At 58.2% G+C, this 24,779-nt stretch carries 24 protein-coding genes; 10 read left to right on the forward strand and 14 right to left on the reverse strand.

The genetic code is table 11. The annotated features are described in order from the left end of the window. Positions 1-164: 164 nt before the first annotated feature. The 6 genes from JK621_RS15380 to JK621_RS15405 all read right to left on the reverse strand — a co-directional run bounded on the left by JK621_RS15380 (position 165) and on the right by JK621_RS15405 (position 6,508). A complete protein-coding gene (locus tag JK621_RS15380; protein ID WP_212556726.1) occupies positions 165-1,352 on the reverse strand; it encodes a PLP-dependent aminotransferase family protein in 1,188 nt (395 codons plus the stop codon). A 135-nt stretch (positions 1,353-1,487) separates the two neighbouring features. Next, positions 1,488-2,189 carry a high-affinity branched-chain amino acid ABC transporter ATP-binding protein LivF gene (gene livF / locus JK621_RS15385; RefSeq protein ID WP_065505714.1) on the reverse strand — a complete coding sequence of 234 codons (702 nt, stop codon included), beginning with the start codon at positions 2,187-2,189 and terminating at the stop codon, positions 1,488-1,490. Next, a complete protein-coding gene (livG, locus tag JK621_RS15390) occupies positions 2,189-2,959 on the reverse strand; it encodes a high-affinity branched-chain amino acid ABC transporter ATP-binding protein LivG (RefSeq protein WP_212556727.1) in 771 nt (256 codons plus the stop codon). Before livG ends, livF begins: the two co-directional genes overlap by 1 nt. Next, complete coding sequence (locus tag JK621_RS15395; RefSeq protein ID WP_212556728.1) at positions 2,956-4,227, reverse strand: high-affinity branched-chain amino acid ABC transporter permease LivM; 1,272 nt, start codon at positions 4,225-4,227, stop codon at positions 2,956-2,958. The genes livG and JK621_RS15395 overlap by 4 nt, the downstream gene beginning before the upstream one ends. After that, complete coding sequence (gene livH, locus JK621_RS15400) at positions 4,224-5,150, reverse strand: high-affinity branched-chain amino acid ABC transporter permease LivH (RefSeq protein WP_212556729.1); 927 nt, start codon at positions 5,148-5,150, stop codon at positions 4,224-4,226. Before livH ends, JK621_RS15395 begins: the two co-directional genes overlap by 4 nt. Before the next feature lie 242 nt (positions 5,151-5,392). Beyond that, entirely contained in the window at positions 5,393-6,508 is a 1,116-nt protein-coding gene (locus JK621_RS15405; RefSeq protein WP_004950983.1) for a branched-chain amino acid ABC transporter substrate-binding protein, read from the reverse strand. 407 nt (positions 6,509-6,915) lie between these two features. On the opposite strand from JK621_RS15405, the gene panM reads away from it, so the two are divergent. From panM to JK621_RS15420, 3 genes are read left to right on the forward strand one after another with little or no spacing between them, the layout of a single operon-like run. Beyond that, positions 6,916-7,308, forward strand: coding sequence for an aspartate 1-decarboxylase autocleavage activator PanM (gene panM, locus JK621_RS15410; RefSeq protein WP_212556730.1), 393 nt, complete (start codon positions 6,916-6,918; stop codon positions 7,306-7,308). Continuing rightward, positions 7,305-8,522, forward strand: coding sequence for a DUF3142 domain-containing protein (locus JK621_RS15415; RefSeq protein ID WP_212560210.1), 1,218 nt, complete (start codon positions 7,305-7,307; stop codon positions 8,520-8,522). Before panM ends, JK621_RS15415 begins: the two co-directional genes overlap by 4 nt. Further along, positions 8,509-10,590 carry a hypothetical protein gene (locus JK621_RS15420; protein WP_212556731.1) on the forward strand — a complete coding sequence of 694 codons (2,082 nt, stop codon included), beginning with the start codon at positions 8,509-8,511 and terminating at the stop codon, positions 10,588-10,590. The genes JK621_RS15415 and JK621_RS15420 overlap by 14 nt, the downstream gene beginning before the upstream one ends. A 66-nt stretch (positions 10,591-10,656) precedes the next feature. On the opposite strand, the gene rpoH is transcribed toward JK621_RS15420, so the two are convergent. The 4 genes from rpoH to ftsY form a co-directional block, all read right to left on the reverse strand. Next, the gene (gene rpoH / locus JK621_RS15425; RefSeq protein WP_004950979.1) at positions 10,657-11,514 is read right to left on the reverse strand and encodes an RNA polymerase sigma factor RpoH; all 858 of its coding nucleotides are present in this window, start codon (positions 11,512-11,514) and stop codon (positions 10,657-10,659) included. Positions 11,515-11,831: 317 nt separating this feature from the next. Then, the gene (gene ftsX, locus JK621_RS15430) at positions 11,832-12,785 is read right to left on the reverse strand and encodes a permease-like cell division protein FtsX (RefSeq protein WP_062869231.1); all 954 of its coding nucleotides are present in this window, start codon (positions 12,783-12,785) and stop codon (positions 11,832-11,834) included. Beyond that, complete coding sequence (gene ftsE, locus JK621_RS15435; RefSeq protein WP_004950974.1) at positions 12,775-13,446, reverse strand: cell division ATP-binding protein FtsE; 672 nt, start codon at positions 13,444-13,446, stop codon at positions 12,775-12,777. Before ftsE ends, ftsX begins: the two co-directional genes overlap by 11 nt. A 5-nt stretch (positions 13,447-13,451) precedes the next feature. Continuing rightward, positions 13,452-15,002, reverse strand: a complete 1,551-nt coding sequence (ftsY, locus tag JK621_RS15440; RefSeq protein WP_212556732.1) for a signal recognition particle-docking protein FtsY — start codon at positions 15,000-15,002, stop codon at positions 13,452-13,454. Between the two features lie 221 nt (positions 15,003-15,223). Between ftsY and rsmD the strand changes: the two genes are divergently transcribed. Next, positions 15,224-15,844: a 16S rRNA (guanine(966)-N(2))-methyltransferase gene (rsmD, locus tag JK621_RS15445; RefSeq protein WP_212556733.1), complete on the forward strand. Its 621-nt coding sequence runs from the start codon at positions 15,224-15,226 to the stop codon at positions 15,842-15,844. Beyond that, complete coding sequence (locus JK621_RS15450; RefSeq protein ID WP_006317223.1) at positions 15,834-16,106, forward strand: DUF1145 family protein; 273 nt, start codon at positions 15,834-15,836, stop codon at positions 16,104-16,106. Before rsmD ends, JK621_RS15450 begins: the two co-directional genes overlap by 11 nt. A gap of 1 nt (position 16,107) precedes the next feature. On the opposite strand, the gene JK621_RS15455 is transcribed toward JK621_RS15450, so the two are convergent. Further along, positions 16,108-16,461, reverse strand: a complete 354-nt coding sequence (locus JK621_RS15455) for a DUF2500 domain-containing protein (protein ID WP_212556734.1) — start codon at positions 16,459-16,461, stop codon at positions 16,108-16,110. 161 nt (positions 16,462-16,622) lie between these two features. On the opposite strand from JK621_RS15455, the gene JK621_RS15460 reads away from it, so the two are divergent. Further along, a complete protein-coding gene (locus tag JK621_RS15460; protein WP_212556735.1) occupies positions 16,623-17,249 on the forward strand; it encodes a lysoplasmalogenase in 627 nt (208 codons plus the stop codon). A gap of 37 nt (positions 17,250-17,286) precedes the next feature. Here the strand turns inward: JK621_RS15460 and JK621_RS15465 are convergent, their stop codons facing one another. Beyond that, entirely contained in the window at positions 17,287-17,664 is a 378-nt protein-coding gene (locus tag JK621_RS15465; RefSeq protein ID WP_212556736.1) for an AprI/Inh family metalloprotease inhibitor, read from the reverse strand. Between the two features lie 55 nt (positions 17,665-17,719). After that, entirely contained in the window at positions 17,720-19,183 is a 1,464-nt protein-coding gene (locus tag JK621_RS15470; protein WP_212556737.1) for a serralysin family metalloprotease, read from the reverse strand. 692 nt (positions 19,184-19,875) lie between these two features. Here JK621_RS15470 and JK621_RS15475 point away from each other — a divergent pair. Beyond that, positions 19,876-22,191, forward strand: a complete 2,316-nt coding sequence (locus JK621_RS15475) for a zinc/cadmium/mercury/lead-transporting ATPase (protein ID WP_212556738.1) — start codon at positions 19,876-19,878, stop codon at positions 22,189-22,191. A gap of 56 nt (positions 22,192-22,247) precedes the next feature. Here the strand turns inward: JK621_RS15475 and tusA are convergent, their stop codons facing one another. Then, positions 22,248-22,493 (reverse strand): sulfurtransferase TusA, encoded by a 246-nt coding sequence (gene tusA, locus JK621_RS15480; RefSeq protein WP_004950955.1) that lies wholly within the window; start codon positions 22,491-22,493, stop codon positions 22,248-22,250. A 486-nt stretch (positions 22,494-22,979) separates the two neighbouring features. Here tusA and JK621_RS15485 point away from each other — a divergent pair, with 486 nt between their 5' ends. From JK621_RS15485 to JK621_RS15495, 3 genes are all read left to right on the forward strand, one after another. Then, entirely contained in the window at positions 22,980-23,645 is a 666-nt protein-coding gene (locus tag JK621_RS15485) for a 7-cyano-7-deazaguanine/7-aminomethyl-7-deazaguanine transporter (protein ID WP_212556739.1), read from the forward strand. A 42-nt stretch (positions 23,646-23,687) separates the two neighbouring features. Continuing rightward, positions 23,688-24,122 (forward strand): GNAT family N-acetyltransferase, encoded by a 435-nt coding sequence (locus tag JK621_RS15490; RefSeq protein WP_212556740.1) that lies wholly within the window; start codon positions 23,688-23,690, stop codon positions 24,120-24,122. Between the two features lie 79 nt (positions 24,123-24,201). Next, positions 24,202-24,765, forward strand: coding sequence for a DcrB family lipoprotein (locus JK621_RS15495; RefSeq protein ID WP_212556741.1), 564 nt, complete (start codon positions 24,202-24,204; stop codon positions 24,763-24,765). Positions 24,766-24,779: the final 14 nt, after the last annotated feature.

Raw genomic sequence — 24,779 nt, forward strand, 5'->3', positions numbered from 1 at the left:
ATAAGCGCGTGAGCGAAAAGAATCAGTTTTTTGTTCGGAAGCTAACATGCCATGCTCGGATGACAGAAAAATAACTAAAAAATGACAGCAAGGTGACAGAGAAGTGAAGTGCAGGTTGCGGTTTGATGTCGGCGACGAGGAGAATCTCCCCGCCGCCGCGGGGATTACAGTGAACGACGCAGGCGGGCGACCGCTTCCTGCATCTGTTGTTCAGTGGCGGTGGCGAACGACAAACGGAAGGTTGAGCGATCCGGGTTATCGGAGAAGAAATATTCCCCCGGCACGAACACCACGCCCTGTTGCAGGGTGGTTTTCAGCCATTCGGTGGCGTTGAACGGCTGACGGAAACGCGCCCACAGGAACATGCCGCCCTTCGGCATATCAAAGGTGATGTGATCACCCAGCTCTTTCTCCACCAGCGCAGCCAGGATCTCGCCCTTTTGCTTGTAGGCGGCGCGGATCTTTTCGATCTGCCCCGGCAGACGATCCAGACCCAGGTAGCATTCGACGATGCTCTGCGACAGCGCGCTGGCGTGCAGATCCGCAGCCTGTTTGATGATCGCCACTTTGTGCAGCAGGAACTCAGGCAAAATAGCCCAGCCCAGGCGCAAGCCCGGCGCCAGGATCTTGGAGAAGGTCGAGGTGTAGATAATGTTATCGGTATGGCCCAGCACCCGCTGCGAAACCTGATGCAGCGTGGCGTTACGCTCATCGGTAAAGCGCAGCTCGCCGTACGGATCATCTTCGATAATCAGGAAGTTGTGCTCGGCCGCCAGTTTCACCAGCAGTTCGCGGCGCGGTGCGCTCAGCGTGAGGCCGCTTGGGTTGCCAAAGTTCGGCACCACGTACACGCCCTTGATGCGCTGGGTTTTCAGCAGCTCGGCAAGCTCTTCAACCACCATGCCGTCGCTGTCGGATGACACCGACATGATGTTGGCTTCCGCCAGCTCCAGCGTCTGCAGCGCCGCCAGATAGGTCGGGCGCTCCACCACAAACACGTCGCCTGGGTTGACGATAGCGCGCATCACCAGATCCAACGCCTGCTGGGAGCCGGCGGTCACCATCACTTCTTCTGCCGTGGCGACAACGCCGCGCTCGGCGCACAGCGCGCAAATGCGTTCACGCAGCAGCGGGCTGCCTTCGGTCAGGCCATACTGGAAGGCGCTTTTTGGCTGCTCGGTGATCGCCTGATGGGTGGCAATGCTGAGCCCTTCAAAATCAAACAGGGCATCAGAGGGGATGCCGCCCGCCAGCGAAATGACGTTTTCCATCTTACTGTGCTTGAGCAATTCACGGATTGCCGAGCTTTTTACGTTGACGATGCGCTGCGCGAGTAACCCTTCTGTCTTCATTTCTTATTCTCGTAATCGTTATAAATTTTGTAGGGGCAGGGTACGCGGCGACCGAGCTACTCGGGCGACCCCATTAGCCCCCACAGGGGAGTGAGTGCAGCCAACAACGCTGCAGCTTGAAAAACGACGGGTATTTCAGCCGCCCAGGTAGGCGGAGCGAACTGCTTCGTTTGCTAACAATGCGGCTCCCGTATCTTCCAACACCACGCGCCCGTTTTCCAGTACATAACCGCGATCCGCCAATTTCAGCGCCTGATTGGCGTTTTGCTCCACCAGGAAGATGGTCATGCCCTCTTCGCGCAGCTGCTGAATAATGTCGAAAATCTGCTGGATGATGATCGGCGCCAGCCCGAGGGAGGGTTCGTCGAGCAACAACAGCTTCGGCTGGCTCATCAGCGCGCGGCCGATCGCCAGCATCTGCTGTTCACCGCCGGACATGGTGCCGGAGCGCTGGTTGCGACGTTCCAGCAGGCGCGGGAACAGACCGAACACCCGCTCGATACGCTGCTGGTACTGGTGACGATCGGCAAAAAAGCCGCCCATCGCCAGATTCTCTTCCACCGTCATGCGCGAGAATACCCGGCGCCCTTCCGGCACTATCGCCACCGCCTCACGCATAATGCGCGAAGTCTGCCACTGAGTAATATCCTGGTCGAGGAAGGTAACGCTGCCTTCGGTGGCACGCGGCTCACCGCACAGCGTGCCGAGCAGCGTGGTTTTACCGGCGCCGTTGGCGCCGATCAGGGTGACTATCTCGCCCTGCCTGATATTCAGGCTGACCTGATGCAACGCCTGGATTTTGCCGTAATGGGCGGATACCTGATTAAATGACAGCATTAAGCTTCCCCCAAATACGCCCGGATCACGTCCGGGTTGTTACGAATTTCTGCCGGCGTGCCCTGCGCCAGCGGCGTGCCCTGATTCACCACGTAGATACGATCGGAAATGCCCATCACCAGCTTCATGTCGTGCTCGATCAGCAGCACCGACACTTTATGCTGGTTGCGCAGCTCGACGATCAAGTGGTCCAGCTCGTCGGTTTCCTTCGGGTTCAGGCCCGCAGCGGGTTCGTCCAGCATCAGCAGTTCCGGGCGTGTCACCATGCAACGCGCAATCTCCAGCCGCCGCTGCTGGCCGTAGGCCAGATTGCCCGCCGAACGGTTAGCCATCTCGAGCAGGCCAACGCGTTGCAGCCATACGGAAGCGCGTTCCAGCGCGTCGGCTTCGGCACGGCGGAAGGCGGGGGTTTTCAGCAGCCCGGCGAATACGCCGCTTTTCAGGTGCTGATGCTGGGCGACCAGCAGGTTCTCAATCACCGTCATTTCGCGGAACAGCCGCACATGCTGGAAAGTGCGCACCACGCCCATACGGGCAATCGTCTGGCCAGGCAGCCCTTCCAGATGGCGATCGCGCAGCTTGATGGTACCGCCAGTGGGGCGGTAAAAACCGGTCAGGCAGTTAAACACCGTGGTTTTTCCCGCGCCGTTCGGGCCGATCAGCGAAACAATTTCGCCTTCGTTCAACTCGAGCGCCACGTTATTCACCGCCAGCAGGCCGCCGAAACGCATCGACAGACCTTCTACTTTCAACAGAGGTTGCATGCTCATGCCTGTTCCCCCTTGTCGGCCGTTTTCAACTTCAACTGCGGGCGCTTCATCGGCAGCAGCCCTTGCGGCCGCCAAATCATCATCAGCACCATCAATGCACCCAGCAACAGCATGCTGTATTCGTTCAGATCACGCATCATCTCGCGCGACACCACCAGCAAGATAGCCGCCAGGATCACCGCGAACTGCGACCCCATACCGCCCAACACCACAATCGCCAGCACGAAGGCCGACTCGACGAAGGTGAATGACTCCGGGCTGACGAAGCCCTGGCGCGCGGCGAACAGCGTACCGGCAAAACCGGCGAAGGCGGCGCTGATGGTAAAAGCGGTCAGTTTGATTTTGGTCGGGCTCAGGCCCAGCGAGCGGCAGGCGATTTCATCTTCACGCAGCGCTTCCCAGGCGCGGCCCAATGGCATACGCAGCAGGCGGTTGATCACAAACAGCGTCAGCACCACCAGCAGCAGCGCCACCAGATACAGGAACACGATGCGATCGCTCGGATCGTATTTCAGGCCGAAGAAATTATGGAAGGTATCCCAGCCGCCGTCCCGCGCGCTGCGGTTAAACTCCAGCCCGAAAAAGGTCGGTTTCGGGATCTGGCTGATGCCGTTCGGCCCGCCGGTGATCTCGGTGTTGTTCAGCAACAGGATACGTACGATCTCGCCGAAGCCCAGCGTCACAATCGCCAGGTAGTCGCCGCGCAAACGCAGCACCGGGAAACCGAGCAGGAAACCGAAGATGGCGGTGACGATGCCCGCCAACGGCAGGCTTTCCCAGAAGCCGAGGCCATAATAGTGATTCAGCAACGCGTAGGTATAGGCGCCGATGGCGTAGAAGCCGCCGTAACCCAGTACCAGCAGGCCGGACAGCCCGACCACCACGTTCAGGCCCAGGCCGAGCATCACGTAGATCAACGTCAGGGTGGCGATATCCACCGTACCGCGCGACACCAGAAACGGCCAGGCGATCGCGGCAACGATAATCGCCGCCGCCAACAGCTTCTGGCGTGGGGTGGTGCCGTCAAAGCTCGGTAATACAAAAGAGGGGCCGGACAGTTTTTTCAGCCCCTGCTGCATCAGCGGGCGCAACAGTTGGAAGAAGAAGACGATGACGCAGCCGATGCCGATCCACATCCAGCGCACTTCCGCCGCGCCGTGGACCACCAGCTTGGTACCGTCCAGGCTCAGTTGCATGCCCATCAGGAACGACGCCATCACAAACAGCACCACCGAGGCTATCAGCGCATTAAGCAGATTGAGTTTCATACCTTCTCAACCTCCGGCCGCCCAAGGATGCCGGTTGGCATGATCAGCAACACCACGATCAGCAACGCGAACGACACCACGTCTTTATATTCGGTGCTCAGGTAGGCCGAGGTCAGCGCTTCTGCCACTCCCAGCACCAGCCCGCCGATCATCGCGCCGGGAATGCTGCCGATGCCGCCCAATACTGCCGCGGTAAAGGCTTTCATGCCGGCCATAAAGCCGATGTACGGGTTGATTACGCCGTAGAACTGGCCAAGCAGCACGCCGGCCACCGCCGCCATCACGGCACCGATCACGAAGGTCAGTGAAATGACCCGGTCGGTATTGATGCCCAACAGGCTGGCCATCTTCAAATCTTCCGCGCAGGCGCGGCAGGCGCGGCCCATGCGGGAATAACGGATAAACAGCGTCAGCGCCAGCATCGCCAGGAAGGTGACGACCCAGATAATCAGCTGCATGGTGCTGATGGTGGCGGCGAAGCCATTGCTTTCGCCCAGCACCCATTGGCCGGTGACCAGGCTAGGCAGAGCCAGATCGCGCGAGCCCTGCGTCAGGCTGACGTAGTTTTGCAGGAATATCGACATGCCGATGGCGGAAATCAGCGCTATCAGACGCTTGGAGTTGCGCACCGGCTTATAGGCCACCCGCTCTATGCTCCAGCCGTAGGCGCTGGCGATCACGATCGACACCAAAAACGCGGCGCCAATCAGCAGCCAGCCGACGTCGATACCGAGCATCATCAGGGCGGCGATAACAATAAAGGAGACATAACTGCCGATCATATACACCTCGCCGTGGGCGAAGTTGATCATGCCGATAATGCCGTAGACCATGGTGTAACCGATGGCGATCAATGCATAGGTGCTGCCCAACGTTAAGCCGTTGAACATCTGCTGCACAAAATAGAGGAGCTGCTCTGACATACTCTGACCCTTGGCTTCGCTTTTATAGCAACCTGGAATGAAAACCAGTAAAGATGCTTACTCCCAATGAATTTCACGTTACAACTAACAACGCTGCAACGTGAAAGACGCGGGGTATACCCAGAATAATTGGAGTTGCATCAAGGCGGCAAGAGCAAGAATCCCCAGGAACTTACTCAAGTAAGTGACTGGGGTGAATGCTCGCAGCCAACACGGAGGCAGCTTCAAGTATGAAGGGTATATTATTTGATTGGTGTTGATGTGCCGTCTGCATGCCATTCAAATACGCCGAACTCGAAACCTTTCAGATCGCCCTTCTCATCCCAGCTCAGCGGCCCCATCACGGTGTCCACCGGCTTGCCGGTTTTCAGATCCTTGACGATGTCGGCCGGTTCCTGGCTGCCGCTGCGCTCCATCCCGGTAGTCAGAGATTGCAGCGCTGCGTAAGTGGTCCAGACGAACGGCCCGGTCGGATCCAGCTTCTTGGCTTTCAGTGCATCCACAATAGGTTTGTTGGCAGGTACCTGATCGTAACGTTTAGGCAGGGTCACCAGCATGCCTTCCGAGGCGGCACCGGCAATGTTGGACAGCGAGGAGTTGCCCACGCCCTCTGGCCCCATAAAGCGGGTGGTCAGGCCCGCCTGTTTCGCCTGGCGCAGGATCTGCCCCATTTCCGGGTAGTAGCCGCCAAAGTAAACGAAATCGACGTTTTCTTTCTTCAGGCGCGCCACCAGAGTGGAGAAATCTTTATCCCCGGCAGTGATGCCTTCAAACATCACCACGTCGGTACCCTGTTTTTTCAGGCTGTCGCGCACCGAGCGCGCCAGGCCTTCGCCATACTGCTGCTTGTCGTGAACCACGGCAATGCGCTTGGGTTTGATTTCGCTGAGGATGTATTTCGCCGCGGTCGGGCCCTGATCGGAATCCAGCCCGGTGGTGCGCATGATCATCTTGTAACCACGGGTGGTCAGATCGGCGTTGGTGGCCGCCGGGGTAATCATGATCACGCCTTCGTCTTCATAGATATCGGAAGCCGGTTGAGTCGAGGACGAGCACAGGTGGCCGATCACATAGCGAATGCCGTCGTTAATCACCTTGTTGGCAACCGCGACCGCCTGTTTCGGGTCACAGGCGTCATCGTATTCCACGCCGACCAGCTTATCGCCCTTGATGCCGCCCTTGGCGTTGATATCGGCAATCGCCTGACGAGCACCGGTGAACTCCATATCGCCATACTGCGCGACCGGGCCGGACATTGCGCCCACGATCGCTACCTTGATGTCTTTCGCCATTGCCGAATGACCGATAGCCATCGCGATACAACCCGCCAACAGCGCCTTACCTTTTGTTAATTTCATTCGCAAATCCCCATCTGTCGTTGTGAACGTACCTGTTGTGTTTGCCTGCACCTGAACCCTTATTTACTGCTTTTATTCATAAGTAATAATGATTTAGGTCATTTCTCGGCAATATTTTCTAATAAGACTTTATTTTTCATACCATTAAACAGGAGTTTTCTGCTGCAAATCAACTTGAACAATCAGAAACAAGCGGTGTAAACAGGATAAAATCCGGATTAAATCTGCGCTGTTTCACATCATGCGCAGCGCGTTGTGCTGGTTATTGATCCATTAACAATCCATTTACTCGGAAAATGCGTCATGCAAAAAACATTTTGCGCAGTAATCGTACAGAAAAACTTACACAACGCTCTGTGCAAGATCTATTACACTGTCGGCATCGATTAGCCGTTCGGAAATTCTGCATGAAACTGACTATTGAGCGATTAACCACGCTGTCCCCGCAAGACCTTATCGACCTCGGTAAAATCTGGCCGCAACAGCAGCCACAGCAATGGCAGAGCTGGCTGGACGGCGATCGGGCCCTGTTCGCCGCGCGCTTCAACGAACGGCTGCTGGGTGCAGTGAAAATTGCCCTGGATGGCGATAACGCCCAACTGCAGGATTTGCTGGTGCGTGAAGTCACGCGCCGTCGTGGCGTCGGGCTGTATCTGGTGCAGGATATGCAGCGCCAGCTGCCGCAAGTCGCGCACTGGCAGCTTTCTACCGCCGGCCTGACGCCGCGCGAACGCGGTGAAGTGGATAACTTTATGCGCGCCTGCGGTTTCACCCAGCAAGGCGACCTTTGGCAAAAATGAAACGCGGGCTGATGGCGTTGCTGCTGTTGGCGCTGGCGTTAACGGCCTGGTTCGGCGGCCGTCACCAGGCGCTGCGGCTACAGCAGCCCCGGGACAACCAGATTTATATCTGGCAACGGGTCTGGACGCCGCAACACGCCACTGCGCTGGCGCAAAGCCGTGACCTGTTCTCCACCCTGCGCGTGTTGGGCGCGCAGGCGCATCCGCGTGAAGGCTGGCGCGAAATTCCGGTCAATCTGCCGCAGTTGCAACAGGATGGCCGCCCGCTGTGGCTGGTGGCCCGTTTAGATGGGCAACTGGCGCAGCTCGATGCATCGGCTATTCGCCAGCGCCTGATAAAACAGGCTCAGCAATGGCAGGCCGCTGGGTTGCAGGTGATCGGCATCGAAATAGATCATGACGCCGCCACCGCTCGCCTGCCCGACTATCGCTATTTCTTGCAACAGCTGCGCCGACAGCTGCCTTCCTCCTTACAACTCGGCATTACCGCGTTACCGGCCTGGATCGGCTCACCGGCGCTGGCCGGCGTGTTGCAACAGGCAGACAGCTCGGTGTTGCAGGTGCACGCGGTGCTCTCGCCGCAGCAGGGGCTGTTCGCTGCCCCGCTGGCGCTACGCTGGGTAAAACAGTATGCAAACATCACGTCCAAACCTTTCAGGGTGGCGCTGCCGGCCTACGGTATGGGCCTGCTGGGCGTTGATGCGCAGGGCGCACAGGTCGAGAGCGAAGCCTCACTGCGCATGGCGGGCAATCCCCGCGAACTGACGGTGGCGCCGCAACAGGTGGCCGATTTTCTGCGGCAATTAAACGTTCAGGATACACCGCATCTGCGCGGCATTATCTGGTTCCGGCTGCCGTTGGCGGACGATCGCCGCGCCTGGTCGCTCAATACGCTGCGGGCGGTGATCGAGCAACAGCCGCTCAGCGTCAGTTGGCAGGTAAAATTTAGCCCTCAGCCACAGCAAAATGGGCTGTATGATCTGATAATTCATAATAATGGACCGGTTGATGCCCCGCTGCCTCGTGAAATTACCGTCGCCGCCACGGACTGTCTGGCGGCGGACGCGGCGGGCAACTATCGGCTGGAAAGCGGGCCTCAGCGGCAGCGCTTTGTCCTCATCAGCGGCGATCAGCTGCGCGCCGGGCAATCCCGGCCGCTGGGCTGGCTGCGCTGCCAACACTTGACGCCAGGAGGCACTCTTGTCATACCCTGATGCACGCGCGATACGCAACCGCCACGGCCGGTATCTCCCGCTCGCCGCCCTGATCGGTTCAGCGCTGGCGCTGCCCATTAACGGTTTCGCCTGCGGGCCGGATTTTCCCAACCGTTTGCTGACCGATCGCAACGGTACCCTGCTGTATATGCCGGAAGGCAATTTTGCCTTTGAGGCCAGCCGCCTGGTCGCGGTAGATAACCAACTGCCGTTGTGGAAAGCGCCACCACCGGCGACCCCGCCGAAACCGATGCCGCTGTCACCGGAGACAATCATTATCGGCAAAATGCGCGCCGCCAAGACCGTCGAGGAGGCCGACGCGGTCAATTCTCAGGGGTTGTCAGACGCCGCACGCCTTTATCAACTGGGTGCCGTGGCCTTTGCCGGTGCTGATCCGCGTGCCGCAGAGTATTTCCAGCAGGTCCTGGCCCTGCCCGCAGCACAACAGGGCGACTGGGGACTGCGGGCGCAGTATTCGCTCGGACGGGTTCTGATGGACGACCACGGCACGCCGGAAAATGAGTCCGGCGCACCGGCTCCAGCGATTAAACGCCCGGCTAAACCTCAGTTAGAGCAGGCGCTGGCGGCTTTCCAGCAGGTGATTGAGCGGGTGAAAGCCGGCGCGGCCGATCCCGATCAACTGGCGCTGAGCAGCCTGGGGCAGCAAGCGCGCATCCAGCTGTGGTTGGGCAATATCGCCCCGGCGGCACAACTGTACGCCCAGCAGGCGGCGCAGGGCGATCAAAACGGTGGGTTGTCGTTGCAGTACATCTCCAGCTATCTGGTCAATCCTGACCATGTTGACGCGCTGAAACAGGCCATTGGCGATCCGGTGATCCAACAGTTGGTGACCATCGAACTCTTTGCGCGCGGCAGCAATTTGCAAATGTCGGATACCGACGCCACCGGCACCCGTTCGAAACAGATAGTCAGCCAAATTCTGACGCTGCTGAACGCCTCGGTGAAAAGCGGTTTCAGCGGCAGCGATCGGCTAGCCGCGCTGGCGTATCGCGCCGGGCAATATCCCATGGCGGCCAGTCTGTTAAAACATGCCGGTGACAGCGGGCTGGCGTGGTGGCTGCGCGCCAAGATGGCGCTGCGCGACGGGGATGTTAAAGCCGCGACCGCCGCCTATGCCAAAGCGGCTGCAGCCTTCCCCGCCAGCGAAAGCTGGGGCGAACAACGCAACGCGGACTTTACGCCGGAAACCATCGTGCCCGAGTGCCGGGTAGCCGGGGAGCAGGCGATCCTTGCCCTGGATCGCGGCGACTACCTGCAGGCGATGGATTTTCTGTATCGCGGCAAAGAGATTTATTGGGCAGATGTCGCCGACGTGGCCGAGCGGGTGCTGACGATCGACGAACTGAAAGGCTTCGTCGATAAACATGCACCGGCGCCGGCAACGCCGCTGAAACCCGTCAATCCCGATGAGTACAACGGCCAGCAAATCACGCCGGATACCCAATTGCGGGAACTGTTGGCGCGGCGGCTGATGCGCGCCGGGCGGGCCCAGGAGGCGATGGGGTACTTTGATATTCCGAACTACCGCCAGGTGGCGCAAGGGTATGCCGATACGCTGAAAACCGCGCAGGACAAAACCGCCGACAAACCGGTGCGGGCCAAGGCCTATTATCAGGCGGCGACGCTGTTGCGTACGCAGGGGCTGACGTTCACCGGTTATGAGATGACGCCGGATTACGCCATTTATGGCGCAGGTTATTCGTATCTGGGGGATGCCTTCGATACCCGCGAGCTGAAACACAAGAGTTGGATCAGCAACGCCGAGGCGGCGCGGGCCAAAGCGGCGCTGCCGGCACAAGACAATCGCTTCCTGCATTATCGCTGGCAGGCGGTCGCCCTTGCCCAGCAGGCCGCCGATTTGTTGCCGCCCAAAAGCCAGGCGTATGCTGCCGTGCTGTGCAATTCCGCCGGCTGGGTTATCAAACGCGACGCGAAAACCGGCCAGGCGCTGTATCAACGCTATATCAACACCGGGACCCGTTATTCCTGGGCCAGCAAGTTTGGCTACGACTGCCCGGCACCGGATTTTGCCGCGGCGGGCCAGTAACGCCGAATTTCAGGCACAAAAAAACCCGTTCACTGCTGAACGGGTTTTTTTAACGCTTAAGCGGGATCAGGCTTCGATCGCCATTTTCAGTTTCTTCATGGCGTTCTTTTCCAGCTGGCGCACACGCTCGGCGGAAACGCCATACTGATCGGCCAGCTCCTGCAAAGTGGATTTGTTGTCATCATCCAACCAGCGGGCGCGGATGATATGCTGGCTGCGCTCGTCCAGACCTTCCAGCGCGTAGGCCAGTTTGTCTGCGGCGTTGCTTTCCCAGTTATCTTCCTCGATGCCTTCGGCGAAGTCCGAGCTTTTGTCCTGCAGGTAGAGAACCGGCGCCATCGACTGACCGTCGCGCGCGTCGTCGTCCGGCGTGGGATCGAAGGTCATATCCTGCGCCGCCATGCGGGACTCCATCTCACGCACGTCTTTGCTGGTCACGCCCAACTCGCGGGCTACCAGCTCCACCTCGTCCTGATTGAACCAGCCCAGACGCTGCTTGGTTTTACGCAGGTTAAAGAACAGCTTGCGCTGTGCTTTGGTGGTAGCGACCTTGACGATACGCCAGTTGCGCAGCACGTATTCGTGAATTTCTGCCTTGATCCAATGCACCGCAAAGGACACCAGGCGCACCCCAACTTCCGGATTGAAGCGGCGTACAGCTTTCATCAGGCCGATATTACCTTCCTGAATCAGGTCTGCCTGCGGCAGGCCGTAACCAGAGTAATTACGGGCAATATGAGCGACAAAGCGCAGGTGAGACAGGATCAGCTGCTTAGCGGCTTCCAGATCGCCCTGATAATGCAGCCGTTCAGCCAGCTCCCGCTCTTCCTCTGCCGTCAGCATCGGATAGGTGTTGGCGGCCCGGATATAGGCTTCCAAACTGCCCTGGGGCACTAAAGCTAAAGTTTGCATTTCTTTGGTCATTCAAACCCTCTCTTGAGAAAACAGGTCATGCAGGTGATGATTCACGGCGGGGGAAAAGATTGATTTTACGGCAGTTGCTGTTGCAAAAGCGGTCCACACGCCGGGCACCCTAACATTTTGCTGCAAATTTTGACCGTGTTCCGCCCTATAAGTTCACTGTTTTTCGATCGCATTGCAGATGACAATACGTGACGAAGGTTGAGACCGATAGGGAATTTGTGCGCTAAGAAGAGACTGAATGGTGCCTGCTTTACTGCAGGTAGCTCTTCTCCCGCAACACGCTCGGAGCAGCAGGAGAAGAGTATACCAAAAAAACGTTATTGTGGTGTAAATCGGCGTAAATGTTGCACCGTCGCCAGCCAGGCGGCGATCCAGCCAATCATCGCGGAGATAATCAGCAGCAACAGCGCCTCATCCCACCCCAGCCCATGCAGGGTAAAGGTGGTGCCGAACACTTTCGCCACGCCGGTCACCACCGACTCCAGTTTCCACACCAGCGCCCCGGAGAGCAGCAGCGACAGCAGAGCGCCGAAAAAGCCGAGCATCGCCCCGCCGTTCAGGAACGGCCGCAGGATGAAGCCGTCGGTCGCGCCAATCAACTTCATCACATTGATGGTGTCACGGCGGCTGAAGATGCTCAGACGCACGCTGTTGCCGATCACCAGGAAGACCGCCACAATCATCAAAACGCCGATCATCGCCGCCACCTGGCCAACCAGCCCGGTGAGCGCCGCCAGGCGGGCAAACCAACTGTCATCCATCCGCACTTCGTCCACCCCCTGAACCGCCGCCACGCGATCGCGCAGGGTATTGAGGGTTTCCGAGCTCTGGAAGCTCATCTTCGGCGTGATGATGGCCACGGCCGGCAGCGGGTTTTCTTCCAGCATATCCAGCGCACCGCCAAAGCCGGACCAGTTGCGGAATTCGCCCCGGGCCTCTTCGCGCGACAGGTAATTCACCTTCTCTACGCCGGCTTCCGCCTTGATGGCGTCGAGCACCTTCACTGCGGCGTCGTCATCGAGAGATTTATCCAGATACACCGTCAGCTGCGGCGTCGGATACCACTGGGTGGCCGCCGTGCTGACGTTTTTCCAGACGATATAACACACGCTCGGCAACGTCAGCGAGATGGCGATCACCATCACCGTCAGCAGCGTCGCCAACGGTTGACGCAGCATATCCTTGATGGCGTTCATCCAGGCATAGCGCCATTGTTCACGCCAGCCGCCGCGCAGCGCCTTGCTCTTGGCGGTTTTTGCATTATTCGCCATGATGCGCTCCTCCAGCCATACGGCCCTGGCTCAGGCTCAGAATGCGGTAATTGCGACGGGCGATAAGCCCGGTGTCGTGCGTGGCCATCAGCACGGTAACGCCAACACGGTTAAATTCTTCAAACAGGCGCAGAATGCCCTCCGACAACGCATCATCCAGGTTACCGGTGGGTTCGTCCGCCAGCAGCACCGCCGGTTTGTTCACCACCGCACGGGCGATGCCCACGCGTTGCTGCTCACCGCCGGACAGCTGAATCGGGAAGTTTTTCGCTTTATCCAGCAGCCCGACCTTGTCCAGCGCGGCGGAAACGCGGCGGCGGATGTCTTCGGTGCTGGCACCGGCGATGATCAGCGGCATCGCCACGTTGTCATAGACCGTGCGATCCAGCAGCAGGTGGTGATCCTGGAAAATCATGCCGATCTGACGACGCAGAAACGGCACCTCGCTGTTTTTCAACCGGCTGATGTCGTGGCCACCAAACCAAATATGGCCGGCGCTTGGTCGTTCGATACCACAAATCAGTTTCAGCAGGGTACTTTTCCCCGCGCCGGAATGGCCGGTCAGAAACGCCATCTCCGCCGGACGCAGATGGAAATCTACCCCCTGCAGCGCTTGCCGTCCGCCCAGATAAGCTTTACTGACCTGTTCAAAGCGAATCATCCGTATTAATCCTCTCGGGCAAAAAGTGCCTCAATAAAATCGTCAGCCTTAAATGGCCGCAAATCTTCGATACCTTCCCCAACGCCAATATAGCGAATCGGGATTTCGAACTGATCGGCAATGGCGAAGATCACCCCGCCCTTGGCGGTACCGTCCAGTTTAGTCAGCGTGATGCCGGTTAAGCCCACGGCTTCATTAAATAATTTCGCCTGGCTGACAGCATTCTGTCCGGTGCTGGCATCCAGAGTCAGCATAACCTCATGGGGGGCCTGGTCGTCCAGTTTTTTCATGACGCGGACGATCTTCTTCAGCTCTTCCATCAGATGCGCCTTGTTCTGCAAGCGGCCGGCGGTATCCGCGAGCAGCACGTCGATGCCGCGCGCCTTGGCGGCCTGCACCGCGTCGTAGATCACCGACGCTGAGTCTGCGCCGGTATGCTGCGCCACCACCGGAATACGGTTGCGCTCGCCCCATACCTGCAATTGCTCCACCGCCGCCGCGCGGAAGGTGTCCCCCGCCGCCAGCATCACCGATTTGCCTTCCGCCTGGAACTGACGAGCCAGCTTGCCGATGGTGGTGGTTTTACCCACGCCGTTCACCCCAACCATCAGAATGACATAGGGGGTTTTACCGCCCACATCCAACGGTTGTTCAACTTTAGTCAGAATTTCAGACATTTCCTCCTTCAGCTTGCCGTACAGCGCCTCGGCGTCTTTCAACTGCTTACGGCTGGCGTGCTGAGTCAGGGAGGTAATGATTTTACTGGTGGTTTCCACGCCGACGTCGGCAATCAGCAGCTGTTCTTCCAGCTCTTCAAACAGATCGTCGTCGATTTTCTTGCCACGGAACAGGCCGATGAAACCGGAACCCAGGTTCTGCTTGGTTTTCACCAGGCTGCGCTTCAGGCGGGCAAAGAAGCCTTCTTTGGTCGGGCGTTCCTGCTCTTGAGTCACCGCCGGGGCCGGCAGGTCGTCTTCCGCCGACTCAGGCTCTTGTTCTTCTCTTTCAACAACGGCCGGGGCAATGATCATCGGCTCCAGCGCAACGCTGGCCGGCAGAGGCTCTGGTTCCGATTCTGCTTCTGGCTCTGGCTCTGGCTCAACCAATGCCTCAACCATCTCAGGTTCAGGTTCCACCATCGGCTCAGGCTCGACAGCAGGTGCAATGAGTTCAGGCTCCGGCGCAATGACCGCGACCGGCTCAACGATCTCTTCAACCTCAGGCTGCTGTTGCGCCGCCACCTGTTCGGTAAGGGTGACCACCTCTTCCGCCAACGCTTGCGCCGGGGTGGAATGCTCAGCGACGGCAGGCACGCTTTCGGCGATATGCTCGCCGGTCAGGCTGCCGTCCCATTCCCCTGGGGTATCAACGGAGGCGGCAGGTTCAGATTCCTGGGCGGGGAGCTTGTCGTCCAGCGGGGCGGCAACCGGTTCAGCCGGCGTATCCACGGCCTGATTTTCCGTCTGCTCTACCGACGGTTCAGGTTGCGGTTGCTCTTCTTCCTTCTGGCCGAAGCCCAGCCAGGAGAAAAACCCACGTTTCTTATCTTTTGCCATGTGATGACTCTACTCCGTACCTAAGGCTTGCTTATGCTGACAATAATCCGCCGAGTCTATCACTTTCCCTCGCGCAGCAACACGCATCCGGTATGCTTTCCGCTGTGAAATCAGGCAACAAAGTTTTACCGTTCCCCCCGGCGCGTCTCACCGGTAGAATAGAGGCAACTTTTCGTTAACTCGTGCGGCCTCACGGCCAAAGAAAGAAATAAAGCAAACCTATGACAAGACTAACGCCACGGGCGTCGGCAAAAAAACCGCCCCAGGCCGCGGCCGGGCAGATCCGCATTATCGGCGGCCAATGGCGCGGGCGTAAACTGCCGGTGCCTAGCAGCCCGGGGCTGCGCCCGACCACCGACCGCGTCCGCGAAACCCTGTTCAACTGGCTGGCGCCGGTCATTCAGGGTGCGCGCTGCCTGGACTGTTTTGCCGGCAGCGGCGCATTGGGGTTGGAGGCGCTGTCACGCTATGCCGGCAGCGCCACGCTACTGGAGTTTGAACGCCCGGTGGCGCAGCAGCTGGAGAAAAACCTGGCGCTGCTGCAGGGTAAAGGCACGGTGGTCAACACCAACACGCTGAACTGGCTGGCGGGCAACGGCCAGCCGTTTGACGTGGTGTTTCTCGATCCGCCGTTCCGCAAAGGGCTGCTGGCAGAAACCGTCACCCTGCTGGAACAGCAGGGCTGGTTGGCCGATGAGGCCTGGATTTACGTAGAGGCCGAGGCGGAAAGCGCCGCGGCTGACGTGCCGGCCAACTGGCAATTACACCGGGAAAAAGTCGCCGGTCAGGTCGCTTACCGGCTTTATATTCGTTCGCAAGAGAAAACCAACAATGCTGATTAATCTGGGCCGCCTGCTGATGCTGTGCGTATGGGGCTTTCTGCTCTCCAATCTGTTTCACCCTTTTCCCAAGCCGCTGAAGTATTTCATCGACGTGGCGCTGTTCTTTATGGTGGTGATGCACGGGCTGCAACTGGTGTTGCTCAAATCCACCCAGCCGAAAGATCAGCCGATAAGCTACTGGCAGGAAGCCAAGATCTTCATCTTTGGCGTGTTTGAACTGCTGGCCTGGCAGAAAAAGCAGCCGCCGATCAAAAGGAAATAGGTTATTGGGCGGTAAAGGAGACGAAGCGCGTGCCCTGCATGCTCAACGTGCCCTGCGCGCCCTTTTCGATCGGGTTGTACTGCCACTGTTTCAGCCGCAGCCGGATGTCCTCGCCGCCGCGCAGCGGGCTGAACACCACCTCATAATGCATCGGCTCATTGACCGTCTGTTCGCGCTGGCGCGAACGGGTGGTCGCCACGGGAAACTCGCGCTTGTCGCTAACCTTGACCTGTAAACTGCGCACCGGCGCGCGGTCATTTTCCGCCTCGGCCCGGCGCTGGTTGAAGTAACGGTGCGTCGCCAGCACGGCGATCAACGCAATCACGGCGACAAAAAACAGCGGCGGTTTACTCATCTTTATTCCCATTCCCTTCGCGGCTAAATCGGCGTAAACATAGCATTCTCAAGAAAGCATTGTCGATTGCCGGCGCGCTGCCTACACTGCACATAGGAAGTGACACTGGTGACAATTTGGAGCCGGACTCTGCGGCTCCCATAATGAATAAGGAAGACACAATGAGTTGGCCGTTCCTTGCCGTATTCTTTTCCGGTTGGCTGTTCGTCGACGCCTCTTACCGTGGGCCGCGCTGGCAGCGCTGGGTATTTAAACCTCTAACTCTACTGTTGCTGTTGCTGTTGGCCTGGCAGGCGCCGGTGCTGAGCGCCGCGGGTTATCTGATCGTACTCGGCCTGCTGGCGACGCTGATCGGCGATGCGCTGCTGCTGCTGCCGCGTGAGCGGGTGCTGTACGCCATCGGCGCCTTTTTCCTGTCCCACCTGCTGTATACCCTGAGCTTCGCCAGCCAGATGACGTTCAGTCTGTTCTGGCCGCTGCCGCTGGCGCTGCTGGCGATCGGCGCGTTGCTGCTGGCCACCATTTGGACCCGGCTGGAAGAGATGCGCTGGCCGATCGTCACCTACGTGGCGATGACGCTGCTGATGGTCTGGCTGGCGGGCGAGCAATATTTCCTGCGCAGCACCGATTTCGGCTTCTCGCTGCTGACCGGCACCTCGTTGCTGCTGCTGGCCAATGTGGTTTGGCTGCTCAACCGCTACCGCTTCACCTTCCGCGCGGCGGATGCGCTGGTGGCGTTTTGCTACTTCTCCGGTCACTTCCTGATCGTACGCTCGTTGTACCTGTAACTGTCCAGAGCGGGTTCGGGCTGCCGAACCCGTTTTACTATCTCAGCGCCTTCAGAGTCAGGCCATCATCCGCCCCGAGCTGGTTGCGATAACTCTCGCCGTCACGCGAAAAGAACGCCAGCGTACTGCCATCGGCCTGCAACAGAGCGATGCCATCCGGCGCCGGGCGCCAACCGACCACCTCTGCCGTAAACACCTTTTTCAGACAGTGCTGACTATCCACCAGCCGATAGCCGTTGATTTCGCTTTGTTCGCCAGCCAAAAATTCAATCTGGCACTGCTGTTCGGCATCGGCGATCAGCCATTGCCCCGCCAGCGACTGTGCGGAGGGAAGAACCAAACTGCCGGCCATAACTGCTCCCATAATCATCATGCCCCCCGCCATCACGGCGGCTCGCGCTAAACTGCCTTTCATGTTGACTCCTGCATAACGCCCGGCCAGGCTGCGCCGGGCGTTATGACGTTCACCGTTACACGATAAAGTCGGTGGCAACGTCCGCCTGCCCGACAATTTTCACCAGGAAGTCCGGCGTCTGATGCCCGCCAATGTTCAGCGCCAAATCGCTGACGTTGCTTGAAGTATCGTAGGTTAACAAGGCTTCACCCGCCGCACCGCTGAAATGATCGACGAAATGGATCTGATTGCCGCCCTGTCCCCCTTGATTGAAGAACGACAGGTCGATTTTATCGGTGCCTTTCTGGAAATCGCGGATCCAGTCAGAAGCGCCCGGCTTGGAATCGCTGACGGCGGCGAAAACAAAGGTATCTTTGCCGACGCCGCCCCACAGTTCATCGGCCCCTGCGCCGCCGAACAGGATGTCGTTGCCCGCACCGCCCTTCAACACGTTATTGGCCGCATTACCGACGATAACGTCGTTGCCTGAACCGCCGATGGCGTTCTCAATGGTGACACCCGCAGCGATCGACACGTTGCCTTTCAGCCCGCCGACGTCCGAGAAAGATTTCTCGTTCAGGTTAATACGCTGATTGGCGGTGTAACCGGAGAAATCGAAGGTATCATTGCCGCCCGCGTCCCAGGCCGCAAAGATCACTTTCTGCGCGTTGCCGGTGGTGCTGAGGAAATCGCGGCCGGTATTGGAGTTGAAGCCATACACGGTATCGCCGGTGCGGGTGGACAGGTTGGCGCCGTACAGGTGCTGGATGGCGGAAATGTCATCCAGCAGCGGTGCCGCGGCATAGTGGCCGCCGTTGTCGCCGCCGGTATTGGTTTCACTCCAGTAGCTCATCAGGCTGAACTCGCGAGTGTCTTCGGCATAGCTGGCGTCGTTGTAGGTTGGGTTGCCTTCCCCAGCGTTGTAATCGCCCGGGTGGCTCAGGCCCAACGCGTGGCCAATTTCATGAGTGAACGTCTGGCGACCGTAATCTTCGCTTGCCGGATGTTGGACATTGGACTGATTGACGTTGTACCAGGTTTGGCCGCCCAGATTCTGCCCCTGATAAACCGTGTTCGGCAGAAAAGCGTAAGCCTGAGTATCGTAATCGTAATGGCCGGGACGATCCTGGCTGTAATTGCCGAAGGTGATATTGGCTTTCTGGCCGGCGGCAACTTCGGTGAAGGTAAGATTGGCCACGTCGGACCAGGATTGCAGCGACAGCTTAGCCTGCTGCTGCTGTTCGGCGCTGAACTTGCTCAGCCCGGTATCGCCGGCGACGTTGGTAGAAGAGAATTTATAATCGGGGAAAGAGAAAGTTAATTTAGCCGGTTGACCAAAAACCTTATAACCGTTCCAGGTTTGGTTCTCACGGGTAATAAACAGCCCAGCTTGTTCGGTAGAAAATGAGTCCTTGCCATTAACCTGAATCCCGTTGCCGCGCTCGTGGTAATGCAACAGATCGTCTACAGCATTATAGCCGGATCCGGTAGCGGCGAGGCTGGACTCAGTAACTTCAATTGCCTTTTTAGTAGATTGCATTGGTTCGATTCCACTCATTAGCTGATTGTTATCAATCAGACAGATAAACATAACCTGCCAGAAAGCCACGATGGACGAACCACCGGCTTGCGGGAAGGGGTTTATGCGCCGTTACCGGCAGTGTGTTAGATAGAATTAATGCATATATATCAGCAAATAAGATTACCAACAGAAATGGTAATCGATTCCAATTATAGGCATGGACTCAAAACTGAACATAAAATAATCAACTATATATTTAAATATCGAAAGATATTTATGCTGCTTTTTGATCACTTTTACAAATCAAAAGCAATCTACTCCATATAAGTTGGTCACAAACTTCAATAAGAATGCGACCTGCAGACACAAGCGAATCATGCTGGCTGTTTTCAATAAAAGAGTTAAATTTAACTAAACAGTTATAGATTAATAACTCTTTATTATTAGCTGACGGGACTTTTTAGTTCGCTTAGAAATAACATCTTCTTATATCGACTAACGGCCCGAGGTACATCGCCTAAAAACACCCCTGTCATCGCCAATTGATTAATATTTGTATTATTGCTTTGCTATCAAATTCTTTTTTACCGCTCGCCCTCTCCCAGCATGACAGTTAGCAATAATTCTCATCCCGGCGCTTGACTCTGGAGTTGACTCCAGGGTGTAGAGTCGGCGCAATGAACATCATTAACTGCCCGGAGGGGGACGTTATGCATACCCATCAAAACCATAATCATCAGGAACATAACCCTGCAGAAGGTGCCTGCGGCTGCAATCACAGCCACGGTAAAACCCAGCACGGTTGCAGCAACGAGCAAAAAAAAGTCGCCGCCGAAGCCGATCACGCTCACTCGCACGATCATGGCGCCAGCTGTTGCAGTACGGACGATCATGAGGATCCGGATGAGGAAAGCGACAGGCTGGCTGACGCGCCACCTTCCGGCAGCCAACGTTACAGTTGGAAAGTCACCGGCATGGACTGCCCAAGCTGCGCAAAAAAAATAGAGAACGCCGTTACGGGCATTCCCGGCGTAGAAAACGCTCGCGTGCTGTTCGCCACTGAAAAGCTGGTGGTCGACGCCCAATCCGATGTCAGCCTGCGCATCCAGGATGCGGTGCAACAGGCAGGCTTTAGCCTGCTCGGCACCCAGGCAACCCAAACCGAGTCGCCCAAGGCATCGCTCCTGAAGGAGTTCGGCCCGCTGCTGCTGCTCACCGCGCTGATGGTAGTCAGTTGGGCACTCAATATGGTCAATCCCGAACTGGGCCGCATTGCGTTTATCGCCACCACGCTGGTCGGTCTGGCGCCGGTCGCTACCAAGGCGCTGCGGTTAATCCGCTCCGGTACGCCGTTTGCCATTGAAACGTTGATGAGCGTGGCGGCAATAGGCGCGCTGTTTATCGGCGCCACCGCCGAGGCGGCCATGGTGCTGCTGCTGTTTATGGTGGGCGAACTGCTGGAATCCTACGCCGCCAACCGCGCCCGCCGTGGCGTGAAGGCGCTGATGGAACTGGTGCCGGAAGATGCTTTGCGGGTCCGGGGCTCGGAGCGCAAGCGCGTACCGGTCGCCAGCCTGCGCCCCGGCGATGTGATTGAAATTGCCCCCGGCGGCCGCCTGCCGGCCGATGCCGAACTGCTCAATCCGTTCGCCAGTTTCGACGAAAGCGCCCTGACCGGCGAATCGGTGCCGGTCGAACGTCAGCAGGGTGAAAAAGTCGCCGCCGGCAGCCTGTCGGTCGATCAGGCCGCGCAAATGAAGGTAATTTCCGAGCCGGGCAAAAACGCCATCGACCGCATTCTGCAGTTGATCGAAGAGGCCGAAGAACGCCGCGCGCCTATCGAACGTTTTCTTGACCGCTTCAGCAGTTACTACACGCCGGCGATTATGCTGCTGGCCGTTGCGGTGATCCTGGTGCCGCCGCTGCTGCTGTCACAGCCCTGGGATATCTGGATTTACCGTGGCCTGACTCTGCTGCTGATAGGCTGTCCTTGTGCGTTGGTCATATCCACTCCGGCGGCGATTACCTCCGGGCTGGCGGCAGCCACCCGACGCGGCGCCCTGATTAAAGGCGGCGCAGCGCTGGAACAACTGGGCCAGGTGCAAACCATCGCCTTCGATAAAACTGGCACGCTGACGGAAGGTAAACCCAGGGTTACGGATGTGCTGCCAAGCAACGGCATCAGCGAGCAGCGGTTGCTGACCCTGGCGGCGGCGGTAGAAACCGGCTCCCACCACCCGTTGGCGCAGGCAATTATCAAACGGGCCGAGCAGTATGGCGCACCTCTGCCGCCGGCTCAGGCGCGTCGCGCTCTGGCTGGGGTCGGGGTGGAAGGCAAGGTTGACGGCAAAACCCTGTTGATCAGCGCGCCGGGTAAACTGGCGGCAGGCCAGCTCGACGCACAGTTGCAAAACCAGGTGGAAAAGCTGGAAAACGCCGGTAAAACGGCGGTGGTGGTATTGGAAGACGGCGTGGCAATCGGCCTGCTGGCGCTGCGCGATACGTTGCGCAGCGACGCCAAACAGGCGATTGCCGAACTGAACGCGCTGGGGATCCACGGGGTGATGTTGACCGGCGATAACCCGCGAGCGGCGGCGGCGATTGCCGCTGAACTGGGGATCGATTACCGTGCCGGGCTGCTGCCGGAGGATAAAGTGAAGGCGGTGATCGAACTGAGTGAACTGCGCCCGACGGCAATGATCGGCGACGGAATCAACGATGCGCCGGCGATGAAAGCCTCAAGCATCGGCATCGCCATGGGCAGCGGCACCGACGTGGCGCTGGAAACCGCGGACGCGGCGCTGACCCACAACCGGCTGGTCGGCGTGGCAGAGATGATCCGCATCTCGCGCGCTACGCACGCCAATATCCGGCAAAACATCACCATTGCGCTGGGGCTGAAAGGGGTATTCCTGATCACCACCCTGCTGGGGATGACCGGATTGTGGCTGGCGGTGCTGGCCGACTCGGGCGCTACCGCGCTGGTCACCGCCAACGCACTGCGCTTGCTGAAGAAACGCAACTAGACGACGGCATACCTCAGGGGTGAATCAATTCGCCCCTGAGGTGAAATTCGCAGCGGTCAGACGCCCTTGCGTAACAGATAGCGGTACGGTGCCTTGTCGGTTTCCTGCGCCACCAGCGTGTGCTCCATAAAGCGGCAGAAGCCCGGAATGTCGCGGGTGGTGGCCGGATCATCGGCAATAATCAGCAGGGTTTGACCGTCATCCATATGGCGTACGGTCTTGCGCACCATCATCACCGGTTCCGGACAGCGCAGTCCCAGCGCGTCAAGCGTCTGGTCTGCCTGGGCAAATAAGTCAGTCATGCAATTTTTCTCGATCAAAAGCGATCGGCGAACGCCCGCCGCATCTCATTGGCGCCTAGTTTACGCCGGTAGTTTTTCTGCGCAAGATACGTTAACGTTTGCTTAAAAAGAGGCTGCGTCTCCCTATGAAATGTGGTGCCGCCACTGCCCCCAACTGCCGTTATCACGGCGGAGGGTGCAGCCCATAGTGGGCCTATGGGCAAACCTGACAACACAGAGAACGGTTGTTGAGGGCGTGGCCTTTCAGGCTGGGGCCAAATCACAGTGCTGCTGCGTTATTCGCCGCTTATTTGGCCCACCAAACCTCGCGACTCACGCCCTGCTGCACTGTGATTTGACCTCCAGCGGCCCTCACGTTTCATAGGGAGACACAGCCTAACCATTGCATTGGTTGCGCAAACACGTATCATGCCGCCGCGCAGTTAATTCGGCTGCTCTGACAAGAATCACTGGGTTCCCTCACCCCACGACTAAAAAGGCTACAACATGTATTCGTTTACCGCTCAGCAGCGCCTCACCGCGTTGCTCTGGCTATCGCTGTTCCATATTGTCATCATCACCTCCAGTAACTACCTGGTGCAGTTGCCGATTACCGTTTTCGGCTTCCATACCACCTGGGGGGCGTTTACCTTTCCGTTCATCTTCCTGGCAACCGATCTGACGGTGCGTATTTTTGGCGCCCCGCTGGCACGACGTATCATTCTTTCGGTAATGGTCCCGGCGCTGTTCATCTCGTACGTGATTTCTACCGTAACCTATCAGGGCGAATGGCAGGGTTTTGCCGCGTTGGGCAGTTTTAACCTGTTTGTGGCACGTATCGCCATCGCCAGCTTTATGGCTTACGTGCTCGGTCAGATCCTCGACGTACACGTTTTCAACCGCCTGCGCCAACGCAGCGCCTGGTGGGTTGCTCCTGCTGCAGCAATGTTCCTCGGCAATATCAGCGATACCCTGTCGTTCTTCTTTATTGCGTTTTACAAGAGCAGCGATGCCTTTATGGCCAATAACTGGGTGGAGATCGCCCTGGTGGATTACAGCTTCAAGGTTCTGATCTGCCTGCTGTTCTTCCTGCCGATGTACGGCGTACTGCTGAATATGCTGCTCAAGCGCATTGCCGTCCGCCGCAATGACGGCAGCCTGCAAGCGAACTGAGCCGTGTTATCATTGGCGGCCTGCACCCTACGGAGGCCGCCAATGACAGTAATCACCCGCCACGCTACCCTCGAAGAAATCCACGCCCTGTATCGACAAATCCCCGAATTCGGTGGCCTGCATAGCCTGGCCGATTTACAGCAACGCGTCGGGCCGTCCGCCTGCCACCTGCTGATCGCCGAGATCGGCGGCCAACCTGCCGGTTTCAAGCTGGGTTATCAGACGCAAGAAAGGGTATTTTACAGCTGGCTGGGCGGCGTGCTGCCGGCGTTTCGCCGCCACGGCGCGGCGCAGGCCTTATTGGCCGAACAGGAACGCTGGGCGCAGGCTCGGGGCTATCGCCGGATAAGAGTGAAAACACGCAATAGGTTCCAGGCGATGCTGACGATGCTCATCGGCCATCACTATCAGATTGTTCAGCTGGAAAAGAAAGGCGAAGTGGCTGATTATCGGCTATTACTTGAAAAAACCTTGTGACAACATCTGCCTTGCATTTCAACGTGGAATAGGTTGCGATACGGCAGTAAAACCTACCTGAAAGGAAGAAGGAAGCCCAATGCGTAAAGTAGCAAAATTGATGGGTATCAGCCTGTTAGTGCTTGGCCTGGCGGCCTGTGACGGCGACACCAAAGACACCAAGGCGCCGGCGGGCGGTGCTGCGGCCAGTGCACCGGCCGGGCAACAGGTGAGTTTACTGGACGGTAAACTGGCGTTCACTCTGCCGGTCGGCATGGCGGACCAGAGCGGCAAGCTGGGCAACCAGGCGAACAACATGCACGTTTACGCCGACAGCACCGGCCAGCGCGCGGTGATCGTGATCCTCGGCGACAAGACCGCCGACAACCTGGAAACCCTGGCCAAGCGTCTGGAAGACACCCAGCGCTCGCGTGACGCCAATCTGCAGGTGATTACCAACAAGGCCATCGAGGTTAACGGCGTCCCTCTGCGTCAACTGGACAGCATCATCACCAGCGGCGGCGAGAAAGCCTACTCTTCGATCCTGATCGGCACACTGGATAACAAGATGCTGACCATTCAGGTAACGCTGCCGGCAGATAACCAGCAGCAGGCGCAAAGTGAAGCCGAAGGCATCATCAGCACCTTGAAACTGAAGCAGTAACCTTAGGGGGCCGG

This window comes from Serratia plymuthica (genome assembly GCF_018336935.1).
GTDB classification, from domain to species: domain Bacteria; phylum Pseudomonadota; class Gammaproteobacteria; order Enterobacterales; family Enterobacteriaceae; genus Serratia; species Serratia plymuthica_B.

Coding starts and splice junctions, on each gene's coding strand:
- JK621_RS15380 (WP_212556726.1), bottom strand. CDS start 1,352: ATGAAGACAGAAGGGTTACTCGCGCAGCGCATCGTCAACGTAAAAAGC.
- livF (WP_065505714.1), bottom strand. CDS start 2,189: ATGCTGTCATTTAATCAGGTATCCGCCCATTACGGCAAAATCCAGGCG.
- livG (WP_212556727.1), bottom strand. CDS start 2,959: ATGAGCATGCAACCTCTGTTGAAAGTAGAAGGTCTGTCGATGCGTTTC.
- JK621_RS15395 (WP_212556728.1), bottom strand. CDS start 4,227: ATGAAACTCAATCTGCTTAATGCGCTGATAGCCTCGGTGGTGCTGTTT.
- livH (WP_212556729.1), bottom strand. CDS start 5,150: ATGTCAGAGCAGCTCCTCTATTTTGTGCAGCAGATGTTCAACGGCTTA.
- JK621_RS15405 (WP_004950983.1), bottom strand. CDS start 6,508: ATGAAATTAACAAAAGGTAAGGCGCTGTTGGCGGGTTGTATCGCGATG.
- panM (WP_212556730.1), top strand. CDS start 6,916: ATGAAACTGACTATTGAGCGATTAACCACGCTGTCCCCGCAAGACCTT.
- JK621_RS15415 (WP_212560210.1), top strand. CDS start 7,305: ATGAAACGCGGGCTGATGGCGTTGCTGCTGTTGGCGCTGGCGTTAACG.
- rpoH (WP_004950979.1), bottom strand. CDS start 11,514: ATGACCAAAGAAATGCAAACTTTAGCTTTAGTGCCCCAGGGCAGTTTG.
- ftsX (WP_062869231.1), bottom strand. CDS start 12,785: ATGGCGAATAATGCAAAAACCGCCAAGAGCAAGGCGCTGCGCGGCGGC.
- ftsE (WP_004950974.1), bottom strand. CDS start 13,446: ATGATTCGCTTTGAACAGGTCAGTAAAGCTTATCTGGGCGGACGGCAA.
- ftsY (WP_212556732.1), bottom strand. CDS start 15,002: ATGGCAAAAGATAAGAAACGTGGGTTTTTCTCCTGGCTGGGCTTCGGC.
- rsmD (WP_212556733.1), top strand. CDS start 15,224: ATGACAAGACTAACGCCACGGGCGTCGGCAAAAAAACCGCCCCAGGCC.
- JK621_RS15450 (WP_006317223.1), top strand. CDS start 15,834: ATGCTGATTAATCTGGGCCGCCTGCTGATGCTGTGCGTATGGGGCTTT.
- JK621_RS15455 (WP_212556734.1), bottom strand. CDS start 16,461: ATGAGTAAACCGCCGCTGTTTTTTGTCGCCGTGATTGCGTTGATCGCC.
- JK621_RS15460 (WP_212556735.1), top strand. CDS start 16,623: ATGAGTTGGCCGTTCCTTGCCGTATTCTTTTCCGGTTGGCTGTTCGTC.
- JK621_RS15465 (WP_212556736.1), bottom strand. CDS start 17,664: ATGAAAGGCAGTTTAGCGCGAGCCGCCGTGATGGCGGGGGGCATGATG.
- JK621_RS15470 (WP_212556737.1), bottom strand. CDS start 19,183: ATGCAATCTACTAAAAAGGCAATTGAAGTTACTGAGTCCAGCCTCGCC.
- JK621_RS15475 (WP_212556738.1), top strand. CDS start 19,876: ATGCATACCCATCAAAACCATAATCATCAGGAACATAACCCTGCAGAA.
- tusA (WP_004950955.1), bottom strand. CDS start 22,493: ATGACTGACTTATTTGCCCAGGCAGACCAGACGCTTGACGCGCTGGGA.
- JK621_RS15485 (WP_212556739.1), top strand. CDS start 22,980: ATGTATTCGTTTACCGCTCAGCAGCGCCTCACCGCGTTGCTCTGGCTA.
- JK621_RS15490 (WP_212556740.1), top strand. CDS start 23,688: ATGACAGTAATCACCCGCCACGCTACCCTCGAAGAAATCCACGCCCTG.
- JK621_RS15495 (WP_212556741.1), top strand. CDS start 24,202: ATGCGTAAAGTAGCAAAATTGATGGGTATCAGCCTGTTAGTGCTTGGC.